Source organism: Lentibacter algarum, assembly GCF_040580765.1.
Taxonomy (GTDB): domain Bacteria; phylum Pseudomonadota; class Alphaproteobacteria; order Rhodobacterales; family Rhodobacteraceae; genus Lentibacter; species Lentibacter algarum.
The window spans coordinates 79,681-102,814 of the sequence record NZ_CP158687.1 but is presented as its reverse complement, the minus strand read 5'-3'; the positions used below and the strand labels follow the sequence as shown (position 1 = coordinate 102,814).

At 56.4% G+C, this 23,134-nt stretch carries 17 protein-coding genes; 8 read left to right on the top strand and 9 right to left on the bottom strand.

Features of this window, described 5'->3' with window-relative positions; translation table 11 throughout:
- The first annotated feature begins 49 nt into the window (after positions 1-49).
- Complete coding sequence (locus tag DSM117340_RS00455; protein WP_089886975.1) at positions 50-5,476, top strand: alpha-2-macroglobulin family protein; 5,427 nt, start codon at positions 50-52, stop codon at positions 5,474-5,476.
- Positions 5,472-7,514, top strand: a complete 2,043-nt coding sequence (gene pbpC / locus DSM117340_RS00450) for a penicillin-binding protein 1C (RefSeq protein WP_354690030.1) — start codon at positions 5,472-5,474, stop codon at positions 7,512-7,514. The genes DSM117340_RS00455 and pbpC overlap by 5 nt, the downstream gene beginning before the upstream one ends.
- Here pbpC and DSM117340_RS00445 read toward each other — a convergent pair.
- Entirely contained in the window at positions 7,507-8,682 is a 1,176-nt protein-coding gene (locus tag DSM117340_RS00445) for an acetyl-CoA C-acyltransferase family protein (RefSeq protein ID WP_089886971.1), read from the bottom strand. The genes pbpC and DSM117340_RS00445 overlap by 8 nt on opposite strands.
- A 114-nt stretch (positions 8,683-8,796) precedes the next feature.
- Positions 8,797-9,519, bottom strand: coding sequence for a metallophosphoesterase family protein (locus DSM117340_RS00440; RefSeq protein ID WP_089886969.1), 723 nt, complete (start codon positions 9,517-9,519; stop codon positions 8,797-8,799).
- 104 nt (positions 9,520-9,623) lie between these two features.
- Between DSM117340_RS00440 and sulP the strand changes: the two genes are divergently transcribed.
- Positions 9,624-11,345 carry a sulfate permease gene (gene sulP / locus DSM117340_RS00435; RefSeq protein WP_089886967.1) on the top strand — a complete coding sequence of 574 codons (1,722 nt, stop codon included), beginning with the start codon at positions 9,624-9,626 and terminating at the stop codon, positions 11,343-11,345.
- Between the two features lie 129 nt (positions 11,346-11,474).
- Here sulP and serA read toward each other — a convergent pair whose 3' ends face one another.
- Both serA and DSM117340_RS00425 read right to left on the bottom strand, forming a co-directional pair.
- Positions 11,475-13,070 carry a phosphoglycerate dehydrogenase gene (gene serA, locus DSM117340_RS00430; RefSeq protein ID WP_089886965.1) on the bottom strand — a complete coding sequence of 532 codons (1,596 nt, stop codon included), beginning with the start codon at positions 13,068-13,070 and terminating at the stop codon, positions 11,475-11,477.
- Between the two features lie 62 nt (positions 13,071-13,132).
- Positions 13,133-14,272: a phosphoserine transaminase gene (locus DSM117340_RS00425; RefSeq protein WP_089888817.1), complete on the bottom strand. Its 1,140-nt coding sequence runs from the start codon at positions 14,270-14,272 to the stop codon at positions 13,133-13,135.
- Between the two features lie 156 nt (positions 14,273-14,428).
- On the opposite strand from DSM117340_RS00425, the gene serB reads away from it, so the two are divergent.
- A complete protein-coding gene (gene serB / locus DSM117340_RS00420) occupies positions 14,429-15,307 on the top strand; it encodes a phosphoserine phosphatase SerB (RefSeq protein ID WP_089888815.1) in 879 nt (292 codons plus the stop codon).
- 57 nt (positions 15,308-15,364) lie between these two features.
- Here the strand turns inward: serB and DSM117340_RS00415 are convergent, their stop codons facing one another.
- Positions 15,365-17,026: an ABC transporter substrate-binding protein gene (locus DSM117340_RS00415; RefSeq protein ID WP_089886964.1), complete on the bottom strand. Its 1,662-nt coding sequence runs from the start codon at positions 17,024-17,026 to the stop codon at positions 15,365-15,367.
- Positions 17,027-17,325: 299 nt separating this feature from the next.
- Between DSM117340_RS00415 and DSM117340_RS00410 the strand changes: the two genes are divergently transcribed.
- Complete coding sequence (locus DSM117340_RS00410) at positions 17,326-17,898, top strand: nitroreductase family protein (RefSeq protein ID WP_089886962.1); 573 nt, start codon at positions 17,326-17,328, stop codon at positions 17,896-17,898.
- Positions 17,889-18,605, top strand: coding sequence for an EI24 domain-containing protein (locus tag DSM117340_RS00405; protein ID WP_089886961.1), 717 nt, complete (start codon positions 17,889-17,891; stop codon positions 18,603-18,605). Before DSM117340_RS00410 ends, DSM117340_RS00405 begins: the two co-directional genes overlap by 10 nt.
- Here the strand turns inward: DSM117340_RS00405 and DSM117340_RS00400 are convergent.
- Together DSM117340_RS00400 and mce are read right to left on the bottom strand one after the other, a co-directional pair.
- Positions 18,556-18,855 carry a DUF1467 family protein gene (locus tag DSM117340_RS00400; protein ID WP_089886959.1) on the bottom strand — a complete coding sequence of 100 codons (300 nt, stop codon included), beginning with the start codon at positions 18,853-18,855 and terminating at the stop codon, positions 18,556-18,558. The genes DSM117340_RS00405 and DSM117340_RS00400 overlap by 50 nt on opposite strands.
- A gap of 47 nt (positions 18,856-18,902) precedes the next feature.
- Positions 18,903-19,307, bottom strand: a complete 405-nt coding sequence (gene mce, locus DSM117340_RS00395) for a methylmalonyl-CoA epimerase (RefSeq protein ID WP_089886957.1) — start codon at positions 19,305-19,307, stop codon at positions 18,903-18,905.
- Between the two features lie 162 nt (positions 19,308-19,469).
- On the opposite strand from mce, the gene DSM117340_RS00390 reads away from it, so the two are divergent.
- The gene (locus DSM117340_RS00390) at positions 19,470-20,186 is read left to right on the top strand and encodes a response regulator (RefSeq protein ID WP_089886956.1); all 717 of its coding nucleotides are present in this window, start codon (positions 19,470-19,472) and stop codon (positions 20,184-20,186) included.
- Positions 20,187-20,311: 125 nt separating this feature from the next.
- Positions 20,312-20,500 carry a hypothetical protein gene (locus DSM117340_RS00385; RefSeq protein WP_089888813.1) on the top strand — a complete coding sequence of 63 codons (189 nt, stop codon included), beginning with the start codon at positions 20,312-20,314 and terminating at the stop codon, positions 20,498-20,500.
- Positions 20,501-20,515: 15 nt separating this feature from the next.
- Here DSM117340_RS00385 and DSM117340_RS00380 read toward each other — a convergent pair whose 3' ends face one another.
- Positions 20,516-21,751 (bottom strand): DUF1501 domain-containing protein, encoded by a 1,236-nt coding sequence (locus DSM117340_RS00380; protein WP_089886954.1) that lies wholly within the window; start codon positions 21,749-21,751, stop codon positions 20,516-20,518.
- Positions 21,752-21,754: 3 nt separating this feature from the next.
- The gene (locus DSM117340_RS00375) at positions 21,755-23,134 is read right to left on the bottom strand and encodes a DUF1800 domain-containing protein (RefSeq protein WP_245724374.1); all 1,380 of its coding nucleotides are present in this window, start codon (positions 23,132-23,134) and stop codon (positions 21,755-21,757) included.

Here is a 23,134-nt window from a genome sequence, read left to right as displayed (position 1 = left end):
GCGAACAGCCCCCGCTGTGCGACCATCAAGACGACTCAAGGAGATTGTTATGTTCCGTATTGTTGCTGCGCTGTTTCTTTTCATGGTTCTCGTACCAATGTCTCAGGCGCAGAGCCTGCTGCCAGACAGGCACGTCACTGTGTTTAATAACTTTGACTTCCTAGGAGATGATCTCCAGCAGCTTTTTGACACCGACGAAGCCTCTTGCAAGCGCGCGTGTACAGCCCTTGACGCCTGTATCGCTTACACATTCAACACCAAGTCAAATGCCTGCTTCCCCAAATCTTCACTGCGCGAAAGGATTCCCTTTGAAGGGGCGAAATCTGTCGAAATGCGCTCTTACAGTGCCAACGAAGAAACGCTCTCGGCACTGCGAGCCGAAGAGCTCAATTTTCTAAATTCATACGACTTGGCAAATGCAAAGAGCTTTGCAGAAGCCCTTGCAAACAAGCACCCAAATAGCCAATGGAGCGCCGACGCGATGCGCGACGCCGCATTTGAGCGTGACGCAACTGGCGACGCGCTAAACGCTTGGCGCTGGATGGGCGCCGTTACGGCACGTACAGATCTGGCCAGAGACTGGGCAGATTATGCCCGCTTGCTAGAGGTCTTTTCACCTGTAAAGACGAGTGATCAGTCCAAATACGCCAACGATGCCTTCCTCGCTTCAATCAATGCATACCTTCGGGCAGAGGCGGCCGATGTGCGCACCAGTGCGCTCTTGACCATGTCCAAAACACTCGACCGCCGCGGGCGCGGGGGCGACACCGTCCCAGCGCTCAAGCTGGCAAGCTCGCTGAGCGCCTCCCCAGAGATCACGAATGCCTTGGGCAATGCGCGCGCAAAGTATGGGTTCCGCGTTGTTGAGAATGACGTGGACAATGCCACAGATACCCCTCGCATCTGCGCAACCTTCAGTGAACCTTTGTCAAAATCAGAACAAGACTTTACCCGCTTTGTCGCCCTGCCTGATCCGCGCTTTGCAGTTGAGGCAGAAGAACGCAAACTCTGTGTTTCTGGCGTAGAATTTGGCGCGCGGTATACTTTAACCTTCCGCGCCGGTCTTCCTGCCGAAAGTGGCGAAGGCCTTATCAAAGAAACAAAAATTGAATTCTACGTGCGCGACCGAACGCCAAAAGTGAGCTTTCCAGGGCGCGGCTATATCCTCCCCAGCTCTGGCGAGGCGAGCATACCTGTTCAAACCGTCAACGCAGAAGAGCTTGATCTGACTCTCCGTCGCGTCAGTGATCGCAATATTTTGCGTGTGTTTCAGGACGATCTTTTCGCCAAGCCACTCTACCGGTTTCAAGCCGAAAGATTGGCGGGCGACATCGGCGAAGAAGTCTGGAGTGGTACAGGACTTACAGAAAGCGTCCTCAATCAAGACAGCAAAACCCGCCTTCCCATTTCCGAAGCCATAGCGGGACAACCAGCTGGGGTGTATGTTCTCAGTGCCTCCCTGAAAAGCGAGACAGATCGTTACGGAACGGTCGCCCAACAGTGGTTTGTTCTGACAGATATCGGCCTAAGCAGTGCCGCAGGCAGAGACGGCCTCCACGTTTTTGCAAAGAGCTTGCAAACAGCCAAGCCACTTGGCGATATTCAAATTCAACTCGTATCACGCTCCAACAGAGTGTTGGCCGAGGCCCGCACAGATTCGCAGGGCGTCGCCACATTTGACACTGCCCAAGCTGCAGGCAAAGGCGGCGCAGCGCCCGCGATGGTCATTGCGCGCATCGACGAAAAAGAAGTGACATTCCTCTCGCTCACCGATCCCGCATTTGATCTCTCCGATCGCGGCGTTTCAGGTCGAAATCCGCCCAAGGCACTCGATCTCTTTATCAGCACCGACAGGGGGGCTTACCGCGCTGGCGAAACTGTCTTTGCAACAGCTCTTCTACGCGACAGCAAAGCAAAAGCGCTGGAGGGGCTGCCTCTGACCGCCGTTCTCCTGCGCCCGGACGGTGTCGAATACAGCCGCCAGCTGTCCGCTCAGGACCAAGCCGGCGGGCATGTTTTCAATCTTCCCGTCGCAATCAGTGCGCCGCGTGGAAGCTGGGCGCTTGAACTGCGAAATGACGCCGACGGCGAAGCCCTCGCCAGCGCAACCTTCCTCCTAGAGGATTTTCTGCCAGAACGCATAGATTTTGACATTAATATCGCAGACACTGAGCTCAGCTTTCAAAGCGCCGCCATCGCAGAAATTGACGCACAGTATCTTTTTGGAGCCCCTGCCGCCGACCTGACAATCGAAGGGCGCATCACTCTCTCTGCAACCCGCAGCCTCGAGGCCTATTCAGGATTTCTCTTTGGGCGCCACTCGGCAGACTTTCGCAGCCTCTCAGACACCCTGCCCTTTGCCAAAACAGATACCACAGGTAAGGCCCGCCTGCCTTTGCGGCTCCCAGAAGCAGAAGCTGAAGGACTTCCCCTACAAGCACAGATCACAGTTCAGGTCGCCGAAGGCTCTGGCCGTCCCGTAGAGCGGCGCACAACACGCCCTGTGCAAAGCAACACAACCCTGATCGGACTCAAACCACTGTTTGACGGAGATGTCGCCGAAGACACAAATGCCGAGTTCGACATCCTCTTGCTTGGAACGGATATGAAGCCAAAGCAAGGCAAGGCGCGCTGGACGCTGAACCGCCTCAACAAGCGCTACCAATGGTACGAGCAAAACGGCAACTGGAACTGGGAGCCGATCATCACGCGCAAGCGTATCACGACAGGCGAGCTGGCGTTAACAGACGGGCGCGGCAGTGTCAGCGCCCCTGTCACATGGGGTAGCTATGAGCTGCTTGTCGAACTCGACGGTGAAGTATATGTCGCTGCATCCGAGGCGTTTGACGCAGGATGGTACGCCGACGCTGGCGCCGTAAGTACGCCTGACACTCTCGAACTTTCGCTTGATGCAACAAACTACACAGTAGGTGAGATCGCTCAATTGCGGGTCGTCCCACGCACCTCTGGCACAGCCATGGTACAAGTCATGTCCGACAGTCTGATTTCGTCTGAGATGGTCGATCTCAGCGCTGGCGAAAACCTCATACCCATCAACGTCACGGAGGCTTGGGGCACAGGCGCCTATGTCACCGTGACGCACATCAGCCCGATGCAAACCAAAGACAGCTTCCTTCCCACCCGCGCCATCGGGCTTGCCTACGCAAACATTGATCCCGCTCAAAAGGCACTCGAGGTCGAGCTGCTCTCACTTGAGCAAACCAAGCCTCGCCAGCCGCTCGAAGTTGCTGTGAAGGTCGGTAATGTTACGCCTGGCGAAACAGCCTATGTCACGCTCGCAGCCGTTGATGCCGGCATTCTCAACCTGACAGGCTTTGAGCCACCTGCACCAAAAGAGCACTACTTTGGCAAGCGTAAGCTTGGCGTCGAGCTTCGCGACGTTTATGGCCGCCTCATTGATGCCTCCAAAGGCAATCTCGGCCGTATCCGCTCTGGGGGGGACGCCGGCTCCGCTGCAGGGCTTGAGGGGCCACCTCCCACCGACGAACTGGTCACATTTTTTCAAGGTCCTGTCACAGTCGGCTCCGACGGACTTGCGACCATCACGCTCGATATCCCCGAGTTCAACGGCACACTGCGCCTCATGGCCATCGCATGGTCGCGGACAGGCGTCGGCGCTGCCAATAAAGACATTATCATCAGAGACCCTGTGGTCTTGAGTGCGAGCCTGCCAAACTTTCTGTCCCCCGACGACAGCTCTACTCTCAGACTTGAGATCACACACGCCGACGGCCCGACAGGCGAAACAGAGGTCACACTGGAAGCCGCGGGCCTAAGCCTTGACCTCACTGACACCCCGAACTCTGTGATGCTCCAGCAAGGTCAAAAGATCGCCCTATCCATCCCGCTCACAGCGACAGAGATCGGCGATCACGAGATCACAATCACTCTCATGACGCCCTCCAACGTGACTCTCACCAAAACCCTAACCCTACCAGTGCGCAGGCTCGACCCAGAAGTATCAACCACTCGGCGGCTCGTGCTGGACGCAGGCCAAAGTCTCACGCTCGACACCAACTTAACCCAATCCTATCGCCAAAACACAGGGCGGCTCTTGGTGTCAGCAGGGCCAATCGCCAAGTTTGATGTGGCGAGCTTATTGTCTGAACTCGACCGCTACCCATACGGCTGTACAGAACAACTCACCTCAGCCGCAATGCCTCTGCTCTACTTCTCTTCGATCACAGAGGGCCTCGGGCTCACCAGCCGTGGTGATGTAAACGAAAGAGTAAACACCGCTGTCGCGCGCATTCTCACGCGTCAGTCCTCCTCTGGCAGCTTTGGTCTTTGGTATCCAGAAAGCGGCGATCTCTGGCTCGACGCCTATGTCACAGACTTCCTAAGCCGCGCACGCACTGCCGGCGTTGATATTCCGGATCTAGCCTTCAGAAATGCGCTCACGAACCTGTCCAACCGCGCCAATAGTTACCCCGATTTCGACGAGGGCGGCGGCGATCTGGCCTATGCGCTCTATGTGCTCGCCCGAGAGGGACAAACCGCCGTCTCCGACCTGCGCTACTATGCCGATGTCAAAGCCGCAGCTTTTGATACACCGATCGGCAAGGCACAGCTTGGCGCAGCGCTTGCCTATCATGGTGATCAGCTGCGCGCAGACGCCATGTTCACCCAAGCCCTTGACTTGCTTGACAGAACAGCTGGTGCGCAGCGCTATCGCTGGCGCGCCGACTACGGAACCCACAGCCGAGACACCGCCGCAATCATCACCTTGGCTCAAGACGCAGGAAGCAAGGCCATCCAGCTAGCTGATCTTGCAGGAAACCTTGTAGAGGCAACAAACCAACGCTCCACGCAAGAAATGGTCTGGACCCTCCTCGCCGTTGATAAGCTCCTGTCCACCACAACAAATTTGTCCCTCAACGGAGCCCCACTAAGCCTCCCCGTGCTGCGCCGCACAGAAGCTGATCTCGGGCGCGCTCAAAGCCTAACCAACACTTCAGATACCTCCACAGACGTGACCCTCACAACCTTTGGTGTGCCAAGCGTAGCGCCAGAAGCTTCAGGATACGGATATGCAATCGAGCGCCGCTATTTCACGCTAGAGGGCGCACCTGTCGAAACGCTCAATGTAAAAACAGGCGATCGCCTTGTGACACACCTCAAGGTCGTACCCTTTGAGAATGCCGCTGCACGCCTGATGATAAACGATCCACTGCCCGCAGGCTTTGAGATCGACAATCCAAACCTCTTACAAAGCGGCGACATCGGCGCGCTCAGCTGGCTCAAGCCAAGCCGCGCCGAGAGTACAGAGTTCCGTGCAGAGCGCTTCCTCGCTGCCGTCAACTCAAACGCTGGCAAACCCGTTGAACTGGCCTATGTCGTCCGTGCGGTTACTCCGGGGCAATATCACCATGCGCCTGCCACGGTCGAAGATATGTATCGGCCCATCTATCGCGCCAACACAGGCGCAGGCGAGGTGATCATATCCGCCGATTAAGCCGCGCCATAGCCTTTTCTTTCTGGGCTCTGCCGTCTCTTTCGCGGCAGCAAACGATGCTATTGATCACTGGGTTTCAAGCGCCGAGCTACCGCCTCTTCTGCATGAAAGCTCTGTTGAGGTCCGTGCGCGCGATGGTGAGCTTCTGCGCGCCTTCGCCGTTGAAGACGGACGCTGGCGGCTCGAAACACACCCAAGCGATGTTGACCCTGATTATCTCAAGGCGCTTCTGGCCTATGAGGACAAACGTTTCTTTCAGCACGCAGGCGTGGACCCTTATGCGCTGCTCAGAGCAACTTGGCAGGCCGCCTGGAACGGCCGCATCGTCTCGGGCGGCTCAACCCTAACGATGCAAGTGGCGCGGCTGCTAGAGAATGGGCGCACAGGCAGCTGGCAAGGCAAACTACGTCAAATGCAACTCGCTCTGGTGCTTGAACGCAAGATGAGCAAACAAGACATACTCTCACTCTACCTTACGCACGCGCCTTTTGGTGGCAATATCGAAGGCGTGCGCGCGGCAAGCTACGCCTATTTCGGAAAGGAGCCCAAGCGCCTTACCCCTGCACAAACAGCCCTGTTGGTGGTGCTGCCCCAAGCACCCGAAACCCGCCGCCCTGACCGCTTCGCACAAGCTGCAACGCAGGCGCGCAACGCAGCACTCGAGAGGCTGGCAAAAGATGGCCTCTTCTCAAGCGAGGCCGTCGCTTCCGCGCAGCGCCGGTCAGTATCACCAACGCTGCGTTCTTTCCCCACGCTCGCCTTTCACAGCACATCTCGCGCCCGCGCCGAAAATCCTGATAGACAGCAGATCGCTCTGACGCTCGATGCCAGCTTGCAAAGACGCCTTGAAGCCTTGAGCGCCAAAAAGCTCGACACGCTCGAGCCCAAAGCCACCATGGCCGTTCTTGTCGCGGATCATAGCACAGGCGAAGTGCTCGCCTCTGTCGGCTCCGCCGCGTCAATGGAGGATCTCAACCGCAAAGCATTTATCGACATGACCCGTGCAATCCGCTCGCCTGGCTCGGCTCTCAAGCCGCTGGTTTATGCTATGGCATTTGATCTGGGCTTGGCCCACCCCGAGACCCTGATCAATGACGCTCCCGTACGCTTTGGCAACTATAACCCAAGTAACTTTGACGGTCAGTTCCGCGGCGTCCTCAAGGTCCGTGAAGCTCTGCAAATGTCACTCAATATCCCAGTGATCACTCTCCTTGAACGCATCGGCCCCGAGCGTTTCATGCAGCGCTTACAACAGTCTGGCGTGAATCCTCAACTTCACGGTGGCAAAGCGGGATTGGCGGTCGCCCTCGGCGGTGTTGGGCTCTCCCTGCACGATCTAGTAACGCTATATGCAGGTCTTGCCCAAGGCGGCAAAGCCGTGGAATTGAGCGTTTTTCAAAGGGCGCCCAAGCCTGAAGCTCGCTTCACATCGCGCGCCGCAGCTTGGCAAATTGGTGAGATTTTATCATCGACACCTCTTGGCAACGCACGCCTAAGCCACGGGATCGCCTTCAAGACAGGCACTTCATACGGCTATCGTGACAACTGGGCTATCGGCTATGACGGGCGCTATGTCGTTGGCGTTTGGGTCGGCCGCGCAGACGGAACACCCATGCAAGGCGCCTTTGCACGCGACACGGCAGCGCCGCTCTTGGGACAAATATTCCAATACGTCGCCCCTCAGCATTCGCCCCTCAGTCCTCCACCGCCAGAAACGCTAATCGTCAGCAATGCAGAACTGCCTCAACCTCTTCAGCGCTTTGAAGCACGGGACGCTCTCAAACGCGCCGCGGCGGACAAACCTGACATCGTCTTTCCACCCTCCGGCGCACGGCTCGCCGCCAGTCCTGATATGCCACTTATTCTCAAGCTGCGTGGGGGCACACCGCCCTATGCGATTTTTGCCAATGGAGAGATAAAAGAACTGGGGCTGCGCAACTCTGAGGTCTCCCTCGGGCCAATGGCCCAAGGGTTTTTTGCGCTCAGCGTGATAGACTCAACAGGGCGATCCGCCCACGCCGAAATCGAAATCAGATAGCTTCAATCGCAAGGGCGATGCCCTGCCCGCCACCGATACACATCGTCACAAGCGCGCGTTTTCCGCCCGTGCGCTCCAGCTCATAAAGCGCCTTCAACGTAATGATCGCACCCGTTGCCCCGACAGGATGACCAAGCGCAATCGCGCCACCGTTCGGGTTCACCTTGGCCGCATCAAGACCAAGCTCTTTATTGACGGCAAGCGCCTGTGCCGCAAAAGCTTCGTTGCTTTCAATCACATCAAAATCCGCAATGCTAAGGCGCGTGCGTGCGAGCAAGTTCTGCACCGCAGGCACAGGTCCAATCCCCATGACTTCAGGGCGCACACCCGCATGAGCGTATCCGAGCACGCGAGCGCGCGGCTTCAGGCCCGCTTTTTCCGCCGCATCAGAACGTGCGAGCACAAGCGCCGCCGCTCCATCGTTGATCCCCGAGGCGTTCCCCGCTGTCACTGTGCCTTCTTTCTGAAACACTGTCCGCAGCCCTGCAAGGGCTTCAGGCGTTGTCGCTTTTGGGTGCTCATCCACTTCAAAAGCCACCATGTCGCGCTTGACGCGCACCTCTACAGGCACAATCTGGCTGGCAAAATACCCTGCCTCAATCGCCTTGGCGGCCCGTGTCTGACTTTCCATAGCAAAGGCATCCTGCGCTTCGCGTGTAATGCCATGCTCGGCGGCGACATTCTCGGCCGTTACGCCCATGTGCCCCGTCCCAAACGGGCAGCTCAACGCTCCAAGCATCATATCAAGCGTTTTGATGTCACCCATTTTCTGGCCCCACCGCTGCGCAGGTACAATATAGGGTGAACGGCTCATGCATTCGACGCCGCCCGCAACCGCGAACTCAGCATCCTGAAGCATCAAGGATTGCACGGCAGACACAATCGCCTGCGCACCAGAGCCGCACAGGCGGTTCACGTTCATCGCAGGTGATGTTTCAGGAATACCTGCATCCATCGCAGCAATCCGGCTGACATACATATCGCGTGGCTCAGTGTTGATCACATGGCCGTACACTGCATGGCCAATCTGTCCACCCTCGACACCAGAGCGCTCCAATGCTGCGCGCGTGACGGTTGCCCCAAGCTCTGCAGGCGTTGTCCCTGCAAGGGCTCCGCCAAACGTTCCGATCGCTGTGCGCGCGCCGTCCAAGATTACGATATCGGTCATGATATGCCCCTAAGCTTATTGATAATTTGTGACACCATAGGCCCAGAGAGCACGCCTTGAAAAGAACAACGGGGCGTCATTTCGAGCCCGCTCCAAAGATGCTGACACAATAATCTAGGGCCGCAGAGGCTGCCTGCCGTCCTCTTCAAGCACAAACACATCTCGGCCTTCAATTGCGATAGCCGTCAGCGCCCGCCCAAATCCCGCACCACTGTCGATATTGACACGGTTGCCCCGGTGCTCAGGTGCCTCAACGGCAGTATGGCCGTGAACAACCAGCCTCTCAAACGGGTCTTCATGTTGGAGAAACGCATCACGGATCCAGATCAGATCATCTTCAGATTGCCATGCCATCGGCAAGCGCGGCTGAATGCCCGCATGGACAAAGAGGCAATCTCCCGCTTCTGCATACAACGGCAAGCCCGCCAGAAAGGCGCGGTGTGCTTCAGGCACTGCTTCAAGCGCCGCTGCGCGCAGATCCGGCTCCGCAAGCGTCACATCGACACCATAGGAGCTAAGGGTATCAAGGCCACCAAGCTGAGGACTAAGCCAAGTATAGCTTGGCCGCATCTTCGGGTGGGTCGTAATACCAGTGCGCATGAAACGCTCAAACAAGCGGTCATGGTTCCCCATTAGCACCGTCCAATTGCGGCCCTGCTCGATCCCGTTCAACAACGTATCAATCACAGCGCAACTGTCGGGGCCACGGTCAACCAAGTCCCCCAAAGATATGATGCGGGCATCCTCGCCTCCATCCAGCTCTATAAGCGCAAGAGCATCAAGCAAAAGCTCGTGTTGGCCGTGGATGTCGCCGATGGCATAAATCGTATCACTCATAAGGTTTAGCTAAGCTCGCGCCGGTTCAATGGCAATGCTCTTTAGAGAAATCAGCTTTACATATTCCGTCAATGGAATATATGAGGCGTACAAAAGGACGCGCCATGACCAATTTTCCAAAAGCGCTGAAGCGCTATCTACCCATTCTAACATGGTCGCGGGACTACAACCGCGACGCATTTATAAGCGACGCAGTAGCGGCCGTGATCGTCACGATCATGCTCATTCCCCAGTCTTTGGCCTATGCCCTGCTCGCAGGACTGCCCGCCGAGATGGGGCTTTATGCATCGATCTTGCCACTCGTGGCCTACGCAGTCTTTGGCACAAGCCGAGCACTGGCCGTGGGGCCTGTTGCTGTTGTCTCGCTGATGACGGCTGCGGCGATTGGCAATCTTGGCCTGACAGACGCAGCCTCCGTCGCACTCGCCGCAGGCACACTAGCATTTATGTCAGGCGCTTTGCTCACTGTGATGGGCGTGATGCGCCTCGGCTTTCTTGCGAACTTCCTGAGTCATCCTGTGATTGCAGGTTTCATCACAGCATCTGGGCTTTTGATAGCGACGAGCCAGCTCAAGCATATCTTTGGCGTTGAGACCCACGGACACACATTGCCACAAATCCTCGGTTCGCTGCTCTCGCATCTCGGTGATGTGAGCCTGCCGACATTGGTGATTGGCGTCAGTACGACAGCGTTTCTGTTTTGGGTCCGCAAAGGTCTTAAGCCTATGCTCCTTGGGTTTGGGCTCAAGCCTCGGCTCGCAGACCTCGGTGCAAAGGCTGGGCCTGTCGCAGCTGTCGCTGTAACCACGCTCGCCGTTTGGGGCTTGGGCCTTCAGAACTGGGGCGTCAAAATCGTCGGTGCGGTTCCTCAAGGGCTACCGCCTCTAACAATGCCCTCTTTTAGCCCGTCACTCTGGAGCGATTTGTTTGTTTCAGCAGTGCTGATTTCTGTGATCGGCTTTGTGGAGTCCGTCTCGGTCGCACAGACACTGGCCGCAAAAAAACGCCAGCGCATCGAGCCTGATCAAGAGCTGATCGGCCTCGGGACATCAAACATCGCCGCGGCCGTAACGGGGGGCTACCCTGTCACAGGTGGCTTTGCGCGCTCAGTCGTAAACTTCGACGCTGGTGCCGAGACCCCTGCAGCAGGAGCCTTCACCGCAATCGGCATCTTGCTCGCCGCACTCTTGCTGACGCCTCTGCTCTACTTTCTCCCCAAAGCTACACTGGCTGCAACCATCATCGTGGCCGTATTGAGCCTTGTCGACTTTAGCCTCCTCAAGCGTGCATGGGGCTATTCCAAAGTTGATTTTGCCGCAGTTGCAGCGACCATCCTGCTCACCTTGGGGTTTGGTGTCGAAATTGGTGTGTCCGCAGGCGTGCTCATTTCGATCGCACTTCACCTCTACGCCACCTCGCGTCCGCATGTCGCAGAGGTTGGCCTCGTGCCAAACAGCCAACACTTCCGCAACATTCACCGCCACGCCGTGGAGACCCTGCCACATGTTGTAACATTGCGGGTGGACGAAAGCCTCTACTTCGCCAATGCGCGCTTTCTCGAAGATTATGTAAGCGCCCGAGTGGTTTGTGATGAGCCTTTGAGCGACGTAATCCTGATGTTCTCAGCTGTAAACGAAGTCGATTTGTCGGCGCTCGAAAGTTTGGAGGCCCTAAACCTCAAGCTCAAGGATATGGGCATCCGGTTGCATCTGAGCGAAGTCAAAGGGCCTGTCATGGACCGCCTGAAACGGAGCCATTTTCTGGCGGATCTCACAGGGCATGTTTACCTGTCGCAATATGACGCTTGGATTGCCTTGAAAGGCTGAGTGGGTGTCAAAGTGTACTGCGTACCCTCAAACTCCCCCGGGATATTTCTGGAAAGAGGAAGGCAGCAACTCAAAAAAAGAAAAGGCCCGCGCAAATGGCGGGCCTTTTTAATTGCTTGAAGAGATGGTTCAGGCCACGTCGAATTCGAGCGGCTTGACCTGCTGGAACATACCCGTGGCTTTGAGCTTCTGAAGCACGGCCTCTTCTGGCTGGGCGTCAAGATAGAGTAGCGCAATGGCCTCACCGCCAGCCGCAGAACGCCCAAGCGTAAAGTTTGCAATGTTGACGCCGTTTTCGCCCATTGTCTGACCCAATGTACCAATGATGCCAGGGATGTCATCGTTGGTTGTGTAGAGCATATGACGCCCCACTTCAGCGTCGATATTGATCCCTTTAATCTGGATGAAACGTGGCTTGCCGTCAGAGAAGACTGTACCACCAATGGAGCGCTCGCGCTTGTCTGTGACCACTGTCACTTTAACATAGCCGTCGAACACGCCGGATTTATCCTGACTTGTCGTCGAAATTTTGACGCCACGCTCTTTCGCGATCACAGGGGCGGACACCATGTTCACATCGGGTGTGACTGTTTTCATGATCCCGGCGACAACAGCACAGTTGAGCGCTTCAAGATTCATCTGGGAAGCGGCCCCATCATAGAGAATATTGATGGCTTTGATCGGCTCGTCGGTCAGCTGGCCAATGAAATTCCCGAGATGCCCCGACAGAGAAATCCATGGGCCCATAATCTTGGCTTCTTCCGCCGTAACGCTTGGCATGTTGAGTGCATTTTCGACAGCCCCTGTCAGCAGGTAGTTTGACATCTGCTCAGCCACTTGAAGCGCGACGTTCTCTTGAGCTTCAGTCGTTGCAGCACCCAGGTGAGGGGTACACACCACATTGGGTAGGCCAAAGAGCGGGTTTTCTGTCGCTGGTTCTTGAGAAAACACATCAAAGGCTGCGCCAGCAACATGACCTGCCTTAAGCGCATCGGCCAAAGCCTCTTCGTCGACAAGCCCGCCACGCGCACAGTTGATGATCCGCACGCCTTTTTTAGTTTTGGCGAGATTTTCACGGCTAAGGATATTCTTTGTCTGCTCGGTAAAGGGCACATGGAGTGTGATGAAGTCAGCGCGCGCCAGAAGCTCGTCCAGTTCGACTTTCTCGACCTGCATCTTCTCAGCCTTCTCAGCAGAGAGGAAGGGATCATAAGCGACAACCTTCATTTTAAGACCACGCGCACGGTCACATACGATCCCGCCAATATTACCTGCACCAATGACACCAAGCGTTTTATTGGTGAGCTCAACGCCCATAAACTTAGACTTCTCCCACTTCCCAGCATGGGTAGACGCGCTGGCTTCAGGAATCTGGCGTGCCACGGCAAACATCATCGCGATCGCATGCTCGGCGGTTGTGATCATGTTGCCAAAAGGCGTGTTCATCACGATCACACCTTTCTTAGAGGCAGCGTCTTTGTCGATGTTGTCGGTACCGATCCCGGCTCGAGCGATCACTTTGAGCTTATGCGCGTTTTCCAGAATGGTCGGGGTAACTCTGGTCGCGGAACGGATGGCGAGGCCATCGTACTCGCCAATCACGGCGGCGAGGGCGTCTTTGTCTTTGCCAAGCTCGGGGCGGAAATCCACCTCGATGCCACGGTCGCGGAAAATCTGGACAGCGGTTTCGCTGAGTTTATCGGAAACGAGTACTTTGGGAGCCATGGTGAGCGTCCTTCTATGTAGGAATGTCGGGGGAAGGTGCGCAACATTTGCGCACCCCGCGTTTATGCAGTGATTTCGGCCTCAAAGGCCCAAGCGAGCCAAGGCAACAGAGCTTCGACATCTGCCGTCTCGACCGTGCCGCCACACCAGATGCGCAAGCCTGCAGGTGCATCGCGATAGGCGCCAATGTCGTAAGCGACATTCTCGGCCTCGAGCCGCTTGGCAACGGCCTTGGCGAATGCAGCCCCGTCAGTGATCCGCGAATCCGTGAATTTGAGGCACACAGACGTGTTCGAGCGTGTGGCGGGATCGACGGCAAGGTTTTCGATCCAATCGTTGGCTGCACAGAAATCAAAGACCGCCTGCGCATTGGCATCAGCTCGCGCGATAAGGCCCTTCAGCCCCCCCACAGAACGTGCCCAGTCCAGTGCATACAAGTAGTCCTCAACAGCGAGCATCGAAGGCGTGTTAATTGTCTCGCCACGGAAAATGCCGTCGATAAGCTTGCCGCCTTTGGTAAGACGGAAAATCTTGGGCATCGGCCAAGCAGGCGTATAGCTTTCCAGCCGTTCTACAGCCCGCGGGCTGAGGATCAGCATGCCGTGGGCGGCTTCGCCACCGAGCACTTTCTGCCAGCTGAACGTAGTGACATCGAGCTTGTCCCAAGGCAGGTCTTGAGCGAAGGCCGCTGAAGTCGCGTCGCAAATCGTCAGGCCAGCACGCTTCGCAGGGATCGCATCGCCCGAAGGCATCCGTACACCTGCCGTTGTGCCGTTCCACGTAAAGACAACATCCGTGTCATAATCAAGCGCTGCCATATCGACGATCTCGCCGTATTCGGCCGTTTGCACGGTCGCGTCGAGCTTGAGCTGTTTCACAACATCAGTGACCCAGCCAGCGCCGAAGCTTTCCCAAGCCACCATAGTGACAGGGCGCGCACCAAGCAGGCTCCACATCGCCATTTCCACAGCGCCCGTGTCGGATGCAGGAACAATACCGATATGGTAATCCATAGGAACGCCGAGCAGCTCACGCGTTTCTTCGATGGCGGCTTTCAGCTTGTCTTTGCCAACAGCGGCACGGTGGGAGCGGCCCAAAGGTGCGCTTTCAAGCTGTTGCAAATTGAATGCGGGGTATTTGGCACAGGGGCCAGAAGAAAAGCGCGGATTGGCCGGGCGCTGAGCCGGTTTTGAAATATCAATCATGATACCCTTCCAGATATAAGCCCCTCGTTAGGGAGGGGTGTCCTGAGAACTCAGCTAAAGCGCGCAGCCCCCTTTCGCAAGCGCAGAAATGACGCTATCACGCCGCTTGACACCCAAAATGCGACATGAATGTCTACGATCGGAAACTTGCCCATGTACACCGTCACGCTCTTAAGCTCTCCAACAGAGCCCCGCCTTGAAACCTCCCTTCTCGGTGCGCTTCAAACCGCGTGGGGCGGAGGCGATGCGCGCTGGCTCGCGCCAAACGAAGCGGCGGAGTTTGAGATTGGCCAAAAGCCCGCAAATCAATGGGATGTCTGGTCCGACGTTCAAGCTCTGGGCGTGGATCTTGTGGTGCAGCCGACAGCCGGCCGACGCAAGAAGATGCTGCTCGCCGATATGGACAGCACAATGATCAACGAAGAGTGCATCGACGAGCTGGCCGAGGTCGCGGGCGTAGGCGCCTACGTCAAAGACATTACAGCCAAGGCTATGAATGGCGAGCTCGACTTTGAGGGCGCGCTGACAGAACGGGTAGCGCTACTGTCTGGTCTGGATGAAGACATCATCGCCCAAGTCTTAGCCGAACGGATCACCCTGATGTCGGGCGGCCCTGCTCTCTTGGCTACGATGAAGGCACATGGCGCCTATGCCGCGCTCGTTTCGGGCGGGTTTACGGCTTTTACCGCGTCCATCGCCTCCAAGCTTGGCTTTGACGAAAACCGCGCCAATATCCTTTTCGCAGAAGGTGGCAAGCTGACAGGCAAGGTCGCCATGCCCATTCTAGGGCGCGAGGCCAAGGTGCAAGCGCTGGAAGAGATCACTGCACGCCTTGGTATCGCAGAGCAAGACGTGCTCGCTGTCGGTGACGGCGCGAACGATCTCGGCATGCTGACCCGCGCAGGCAGCGGCGTTGCACTGCATGCCAAGCCAAGTGTCGCCGCTGAGTGTTATATCCGCATCAACCACGGTGATCTAACCGCGCTCCTGTATGTTCAGGGCTACAGCAAAGACGATTTCAAAACCGCCTGATCAAACGAAAACGGGGCAGCATGAGCTGCCCCGCCTCTTAAGACTTTTGCCGTTAGCTTAAGCTTTCCAAGCCAGCATAGCAGGATCAATCTCAAAGCTGATGTGGTGTTCACCGCCAGCAATGTTGTCTTTGGCGTGGTTGTAAAGCGAACGCCAGTAAGGCTGGATCGTAACAGCATCGTCCTGCAGGATCTTTTCGCCTTTTTCCATCAGCACTTTGCGTTTTTCAACGTCAGCTGTGGCCAACGCTTCTGTCAGCAGTGCGTCAAACTCAGGGTTGGCATAGCCGAATTCGTTCCAGGCTTCGCCCGAACGATAGGCAAGCGCCCAAATCTGAACACCCAGTGGGCGGTGGTTCCAGTTTGTCGAGCTGAACGGATATTTCACCCAGTCGTTCCAGAACGTGCTGCCTGGAAGAACCGTGCGCTTCACATTGAAGCCCGCGTCGCGCAGCTGAGCTGCCACGGCATCGGTTGTGTTCTTACGCCATGCATCGTCGATCGAGAGAATTTCCATCTCGAAATCGCCCATACCGGCTTCATCCAGCAACGCTTTGGCGCCAGCAGGGTCATGCTTTGGCAAGCCAATATCTACATACTCAGGGTGTGATGGTCCAACATGGTGGTTGGCCGCCACAAGACCACGGCCTTCATAGCCAAGCTCAAGCAACACGTTGTTGTCGACGGCCATGGCAATCGCCTGACGGACGCGCTTGTCCGCATAGGGCTTCTTGCCGTCAACTTCAGCGAGCTGATTTGGACGGATAACAATCGTTGCAGCGGTCACAACTTCGTTTTGCACCCATCCGTCCATTGCACCCATGATGTCGATGAAATCGCCATCAACTGAATAGAGCACATCGACTTCGTCAGCTTCAGCCGCAGCAACCCACGCAGAAGGATCCTGACCGTAGTCAATAAACTCAACACGCTCGGCCCAAGCACCGTTGCCCTTGTTCCACCAGTGATCATCGTTGCGCACAAGCACAGCTTTCACACCGACTTCCATGCTCTCGGGCAGGTATGGACCTGTGCCCACAGCGTTTGTCAGCATATCGTCAAAATTGGTGTCTTTATGATAGACCGCCGCAGGGTAGTCAGCCATGCCTGCAATGATCGAAATATCGGACGCTGGCAGGTTGAGCTTGACTGTATGGCTGTCGACCACTTCGATCGCGCCTTCAAGTGCTTTACCAGTGGCTTCGTCAACGAGCGTTGCCATACGGCCAGCCATTGAGTTGCCTTCGACCGCTTTGTCACACCAGTCGGAAATAACACGCGCAACATCTTCTGATGTGAAGTCTTCGCCGTTGTTCCACTTCACGCCCTTACGAACGTTGAGCGTGTAGGTCTTGGCATCATCGCTCACATCCCAGCTTTCGAGGAGATACGGTGAGAACGTGCCGTCATTGTTATATTTAACGAGATACTCAATCCAGCCGCGAGAGAAGTTTGCGATCTGTGACCAGTCATATGACCGTGGATCTTTAAGGGCGCGGACTTCCATCTGAACGCGAATCGTGCCGCCTTCTTTCATTTCGCCTGCCGCTTGTGCGGGGGCCGCCATACCCAGAAGGCCATAGGCAGTAGCAGCTGTGGCACCGTAGGTGCTCGCCATCGCCAAAAACTCGCGGCGACTAACGTCGTTTGTTCCGACTTTGCCAGCCTGGTCTGTAATGACCTTAGACAACGGCTTACCGGTGCGTGTGAAAAATTCCATATTTTTCCTCCCTAAGAGAGCGTTATCGCTCTTCATTTAATATGTGCCTGTCAGGCAAGAGTAATGCTTGCCCGAAGACAGCTTGAAGCAGCCTAACAGGGAATCTCCATGGAGCAACCCTTTCGCATTCACAATCTCAAGATTGCACCATCCGTTTCCGCTTTCCTGAGCTCCTTTTTCCTTAAATCATAAGAAAAACAGAGCTCTCAAAAATCCCAGATGAGAAGGAATTCGTTCCAGACTCTTGACCTTTTCACGCCAAGACATGACATCAAGATTAACCCAAAAAAGGAAAACCCATGCCAAAGGCCAATGACGCAGCGCTCGACTTCCTCCAAACACGCCGCTCACGGCCTGCCAAAACGCTTGTCGCGCCGGGTCCGTCACGTGAAGAGCTAGAGGCCCTCCTCGTCCTCGCCGCACGCACCCCCGACCACGGCAAGCTTGAGCCTTGGCGCTTTGTGGTGGTCGAAAAAGACGCCATGACACGCCTTGCAGACGAAGCAGAACGCACCGCCCGAAGCCTCGGCTATGACGACGAGAAGACCGCCAAGGCCCGCAACCAGTTTGACCAAGGCATATCTGCCGTCGTCGTGATCGAAAGCCCCGTTCTGTCTGAAAAAATTCCAGCCATTGAACAGACCTACTCGGCTGGCGCGGTCTGTCTGGCACTTCTCAATGCAGCGCTGGCCTCGGGCTGGGGTGCCAATTGGCTCTCAGGTGCAATCAGCCACGAAAGGCTCTTTGTCGAAGGCGCGTTGGGCCTCACGCCGCATGAGCGTATCGCAGGTATTATCCATATCGCCACCGAAACAAACACACCTCCAGACCGTCCACGCCCTGACGTAAAAGCCAAAACATCATGGCTCTAGGTCTGATTTTTAGGTCTTTCTCAAGCGCCCTTGGACAAATGACAGACACGCGCTTTCTGCGCGTCCTCATCATGGGAGTCGCTCTGACATTCGCCCTGCTTGTCGGAGCCAGCTCAGGAGTGCTCTGGCTGGTTCATGCCCTGATTGGGCCCGCGGTCGACCTGCCTTTTCTCGGCGAGGTCACATGGCTAGATGATCTGCTCTCTGGCGCGTCGCTGCTATTAATGTTGGGTCTATCAGTCTTCCTGATGGTCCCCGTCGCCTCCGCAATCACCTCATTGTTTCTCGATGATGTAGCACAGGCCGTAGAGGCACAGCACTATCCTCACCTGCCCCCTGCCGCATCTGTGAGCTTTGCAGATGGGCTGCGCGACACGCTCAGTTTTTTAGGGGTCCTGATCTGCGCCAATCTTCTTGCGCTGGTTCTCTACCTAATCTTCGCGCCGTTTGCCCTGTTGATCTTCTGGACCCTCAATGGCTTCTTGCTCGGGCGCGAATACTTTACCCTGGCTGCCTCACGCCGCTTGGGGCGCGCCGAAGCCAAAAGGCTGCGCAGCAAATATATCGGCACAATCTGGCTCGCAGGTATCCTAATGGCAGCCCCGCTCAGCATTCCGTTGGTGAACCTGTTTATCCCGATATTAGGAGCGGCAACATTTACCCATCTGTTCCACGGGGTTCACTCACCTCAGGCGACATCCGGTTAAACATATCAATGTCGCGCACCGTGATTGAGCCACTCACCACGACATAAAAAATAATCGTCCAGAGCACAGCCGCAATCGCTGTAGTGATCCACGCTTTTTTCTTAAGCCCGTGCTCATGAGGCGCGCCAGCTTGCGTACCATAAACAATCTCGCCCACGTCACCCTGCGTTTTAAGACGAAACGGAATGACAATGAGAAACGTCACAAACCACAAAACCGCATAAAGCACGATGGCCGAGGTGATACCCATGAGAGGCGATCCTTATGAAAAAGTGCTAGGTTTTTAGGACTGAGATGTCAGACTTGCTCAAGCTCAACAAGACAGCCATTGAAATCTTTCGGATGAAGAAAGAGCACAGGCTTTCCATGTGCGCCAATCTTCGGCTCGCCTGTGCCAAGCACCCGCGCTCCCGTTGACTTAAGATGATCACGCGCCGCGATAATGTCATCCACCTCATAGCAAACATGGTGAATCCCGCCCGAGGGGTTCTTCTCAAGAAACCCGTTGATGGGGCTGTCGTCACCCAAAGGATAGAGCAGCTCGATCTTGGTGTTGGGCAGCTCGATAAACACAACTGTCACACCGTGGTCAGGCTCATCCTGCGGCGCACCGACTTTTGCGCCAAGGGCGTTGGCATATTGCGCCGAGGCCGCCTCAAGGTCAGGCACAGCGATGGCAACATGGTTGAGACGTCCGATCATTTCATTCTCCAAACAAGTTTCGCGCACTATTGCTTGTGTTGCGACCCGCCGCAAGGAGCGCAAGGTCGCAGGGGTGAAACGAGGCGTCAAATTAACCGACTGTTAGCCGTGTTTGTCTAAATTGAGATTCGTATCCAGATCTGTCGCACAAGGAGCTGCCCCATGGACGAACTCGCCCCGCTTGCCCTCACCTCTACGCCCACTGCGGCGCGCCCTTTAATGGGCCTCACTGTGCTCGCGGTGGAAGATAGCCTCTATGCCTGCGAGGCCTTGCGGCTCTTGTGTATGCGCAGCGGTGCACGCATTCGTCGGGCCGACTGCATCGCCTCTGCCAAACGCCACCTGCAAGTCTACCGCCCCTCCGTGATCTTGGTAGATGTCGGCTTGCCTGATGGCTCTGGCCTTGATCTGATCAAACACCTGTCCGCACTTACCCCACGCATCAATATTATTCTTGGCCTGTCAGGCGACGACAGAATGGAGAAGAAAGTTCTGGCGGCTGGTGCAGACGGGTTTCTGGCCAAGCCCATCGAAAGCATCGCCCAGTTTCAGGAAGCCATTCTCGCCCACATGCCCCTTGATCATCGCCCCGCTGGCCTCAGGGTCTTGAAGGACGAATACGTCACCCCCGATCCGATCGCCTATAATAACGACCTGACACAAGTCGCCACTCTGATAAATGAAGGCTATGACGAGCGTCAGGTCGCCTATGTCGCCCAATTCGTCACTGGCGTTGCCAAAAGTGCGCGCGATGAAGCTCTCGTTCACGCAGGCGAAACGCTCGCAATCGCCCACGCAACACGCCAGCCAACCCATCAGCCCATTGCGGCGCTTGCTGGGCTCGTCCAGCAGCGCCTCGACAGGCAAGTGGCGATCTGAGACAAAAACATCCGCCTCAAAGACATCCTAAAAAGAACGACAATGGTCATACCCACGGCCCAAACCCGCCACATTCTGCTGACACCTTAGCTTCATCGGCAGGAACCCCCTGCATGGAGGTGAAAATGGAAACGTTCTTTCAGAAGTTTGTCAGCGAAGAAAAAGGCGCTGTCACAGTAGACTGGGTTGTTCTGGTTGCAGGTGTTCTGTCGCTTTGTGCCGCAGTTTTTGGCGCAGTCCAAACAGGCACAACCGAATTGACGGATGGCACAGGCGAATATCTCGAATCTTATGAGCCGTTTGACGGCGTATGATCTGGCCAGCAGACCCTAGCCGATGAGCCTTGGGTCTGCGCCCAACTCCAGCCCTGGAAAAACCGTGCTCTCGATTAAGCCCTTCTCAAGGCCAAAGAGATCGCGCATCAGCCAGCCCGAAAAAGCACGCACATCCCGCGTCGGCATCAAATCACGCCGCTCATAAAGTGCAGTTTCGCTGAGACCAGGCCAGTCAGACCACACGCGCCCACCGCGCAAAGCGCCTCCTGACAAAACCATCAAACCGCCCGTCCCATGATCCGAACCGCCATTGCCGTTCAAGCGCGCCGTACGGCCAAATTCCGTCATGGCGACAACAGCTGTTTTCCCCCAAACATCTTCCCCGAGATTGCCCTGTAAACTCAAGATCACCTCAGCCAAGCGGTTGAGCGGCTGCGCCAACGTGCGCGACTGGTTGGCATGCGTGTCCCAGCCATTGAGCGAAAATGCCGCAATCCGCGCAGGTCCTGTGAGTTTGGAGGCGGCAAACTCGGCAATCTGAAGATGCCCGCCGCCCTTCGCGGCGGCCCCAGCGCTCTCGCTCATTGCGTTCATGATCATTTCGCCACTCGCAACAGCTTCGCTCCCAGACATTTGGACACCGTCCCCAGACAGCGCCACCGCCTCGCCAAAAGCCGCCTCAAAAAGAGGATCGCCCTCCATCAGCATTTCTGCCAGCCGAAGTCCCTGTGGCGTCAGCCCGTATAGCCCCGCATCGGGCGACCAATTGGCAACAGGCGCAGCCCCTTTCATCAACAGCATATCTCCGCGCCCCACCGCATAGGCAGTCTCGCTTTGGACAGCAGGATAGCTTTGCAACAAACGGTTCAGCCACCCGTCGCGCAGGTTGCCATTGAGATCAGCTCCCCCAGCCTCCAACAAATCCTGCCCGTCAAAGTGGCTGCGTTTGTCACGATAAGGCGTAGATACCGCATGGGCGAAGCCCAGATCGCCCGCGTTCCAGAGCGGCATTAACCCCGCCAGCGCGGGGTTGAGCGCAAAGAAACCGTCAAGATCTTGCCCCTCCCCGATTTGCGCTTGGTCCGCACGGCCCTTCAACAACGCAAAATCGCGGTCACCATAAGGGCGAAGCGCGTCTAGCCCGTCCATCCCACCCCGCAGAATGATCACAACCAAGCGGTTGTCCCATGTCCCGTTGGCAAATGTCACAGGCGTGAGCAAAGGGCTGGCCGCTGCCGTGCAACCAAGCCCCGTAAGAAAAGCGCGCCGATTGAGAGCAGACATCCGCATGGGTTACATCCTTTGAAACGCAGGCGACGCCAGCACAAGACCCACGCCTGTGCGCTTATCTTCGGCGGCATTCGCTGCAAATTGTAGGGCGTCAGGCACATTTCTCCCCAGTGCCGCAGTCACAAAATCGCGCGGATCAGGCAAATCAGCCAGAAGTCCCTGCGGCGCGTTCATTGCCCAATCCACCCGCGCGGCAAAGCGCTGTGGCGTGATCCACTCTCCGTCGTCTTCTGGCCAGCCGTCGGGGCCAAGCGGCTCCTCCCACGTTTGTCCCATCAGACGCATCGGAACCGTGAAGGCCAGACGGATCGCTTTCCAGTCATTCACCGCCAGCGCCTCATTGGGAACGGAAAGCGCGCGCAGCGCCGAACCGACAAAATCAATAGGCTGCTTCACATTTGCAAACTCGGGCGCCCAAGCCGAAGGCTGCGACAGCATCGCATGGACCATCTCGCCCAGATGTCCGCCAGTCTCCAGATACCGCCCCTGCATCGCGTCCACGAGTGCAGAATCAGGTCTATCGGAAACAAAATGCACAGCCATTTTCTGTGCCAAATGCCGCGCCGTAGCAGGGTGGCGCGCCAGATCATCAAGCGCAGCATGAACATCTGACAAAGCCGCAGTGCCCCCACCATAGCTTTGGCCCAAAACCGTCTCGGCACCAGGCTGCGCAAATTCACCCCGAAAGCCAAAAACGCCATCCTGACTGTAAGTCAGCCCTGTGAGAAGCTCGGCCAGCTCCGTGACATCCGCTTGGGAATAGGGCCCACCAACGCCCAGCGTATGCAGCTCCAAAAGCTCACGGGCGAAGTTTTCGTTGAGCCCGTTCTCTTTCTTTTTGCCGGCCACACTTTCAGGGCCAACAGAAGTCTTCTGATCTAGATATTGCAGCATCACGGGCTGCGCGATCACGGCTTTAAGCATATCGGAGAAATACCCTGCAACATGCGGACGGATCGCACTTTCAACGTAGGGCGACGTCGCTCGCTTCATCACGCTGACCTTGCCCCGTGCCGTGAAGTGGTCGCCCCAGAAAAAAGCGAGCCGCTCTCGCAAGCCATCCTGAGTATGTGCACGGCGGCGCAACGCTTGCCACAGCCAGCGCTGTTGAGCCTTTCGCGCACGGCGTTTTTCCACACCGATTTCCTGCGTGGCCTTTTCTGCAGCTTCAGAACCACGATTGGCACGGCGTATCTTCCAAAGCGCGCTCACCCGCGCAATTCGCTCTGCAAATTCTTCAAAAGGTTCAATTTTATAAAGCTGCGCAGCGTGATCTTTGCCTTTGAGGCGACGCATCATGTCCTCAAGATCACGCGGCCCACGCAACCGCGGCGACAAACCCGTCCCAAAGCGTATCTCAGCTATTTCACGCGTAAAACTCAA

Coding starts and splice junctions, on each gene's coding strand:
- DSM117340_RS00455 (WP_089886975.1), top strand. CDS start 50: ATGTTCCGTATTGTTGCTGCGCTGTTTCTTTTCATGGTTCTCGTACCA.
- DSM117340_RS00445 (WP_089886971.1), bottom strand. CDS start 8,682: ATGACCGATATCGTAATCTTGGACGGCGCGCGCACAGCGATCGGAACG.
- DSM117340_RS00440 (WP_089886969.1), bottom strand. CDS start 9,519: ATGAGTGATACGATTTATGCCATCGGCGACATCCACGGCCAACACGAG.
- sulP (WP_089886967.1), top strand. CDS start 9,624: ATGACCAATTTTCCAAAAGCGCTGAAGCGCTATCTACCCATTCTAACA.
- serA (WP_089886965.1), bottom strand. CDS start 13,070: ATGGCTCCCAAAGTACTCGTTTCCGATAAACTCAGCGAAACCGCTGTC.
- serB (WP_089888815.1), top strand. CDS start 14,429: ATGTACACCGTCACGCTCTTAAGCTCTCCAACAGAGCCCCGCCTTGAA.
- DSM117340_RS00415 (WP_089886964.1), bottom strand. CDS start 17,026: ATGGAATTTTTCACACGCACCGGTAAGCCGTTGTCTAAGGTCATTACA.
- DSM117340_RS00410 (WP_089886962.1), top strand. CDS start 17,326: ATGCCAAAGGCCAATGACGCAGCGCTCGACTTCCTCCAAACACGCCGC.
- DSM117340_RS00405 (WP_089886961.1), top strand. CDS start 17,889: ATGGCTCTAGGTCTGATTTTTAGGTCTTTCTCAAGCGCCCTTGGACAA.
- DSM117340_RS00400 (WP_089886959.1), bottom strand. CDS start 18,855: ATGGGTATCACCTCGGCCATCGTGCTTTATGCGGTTTTGTGGTTTGTG.
- mce (WP_089886957.1), bottom strand. CDS start 19,307: ATGATCGGACGTCTCAACCATGTTGCCATCGCTGTGCCTGACCTTGAG.
- DSM117340_RS00390 (WP_089886956.1), top strand. CDS start 19,470: ATGGACGAACTCGCCCCGCTTGCCCTCACCTCTACGCCCACTGCGGCG.
- DSM117340_RS00385 (WP_089888813.1), top strand. CDS start 20,312: ATGGAAACGTTCTTTCAGAAGTTTGTCAGCGAAGAAAAAGGCGCTGTC.
- DSM117340_RS00380 (WP_089886954.1), bottom strand. CDS start 21,751: ATGCGGATGTCTGCTCTCAATCGGCGCGCTTTTCTTACGGGGCTTGGT.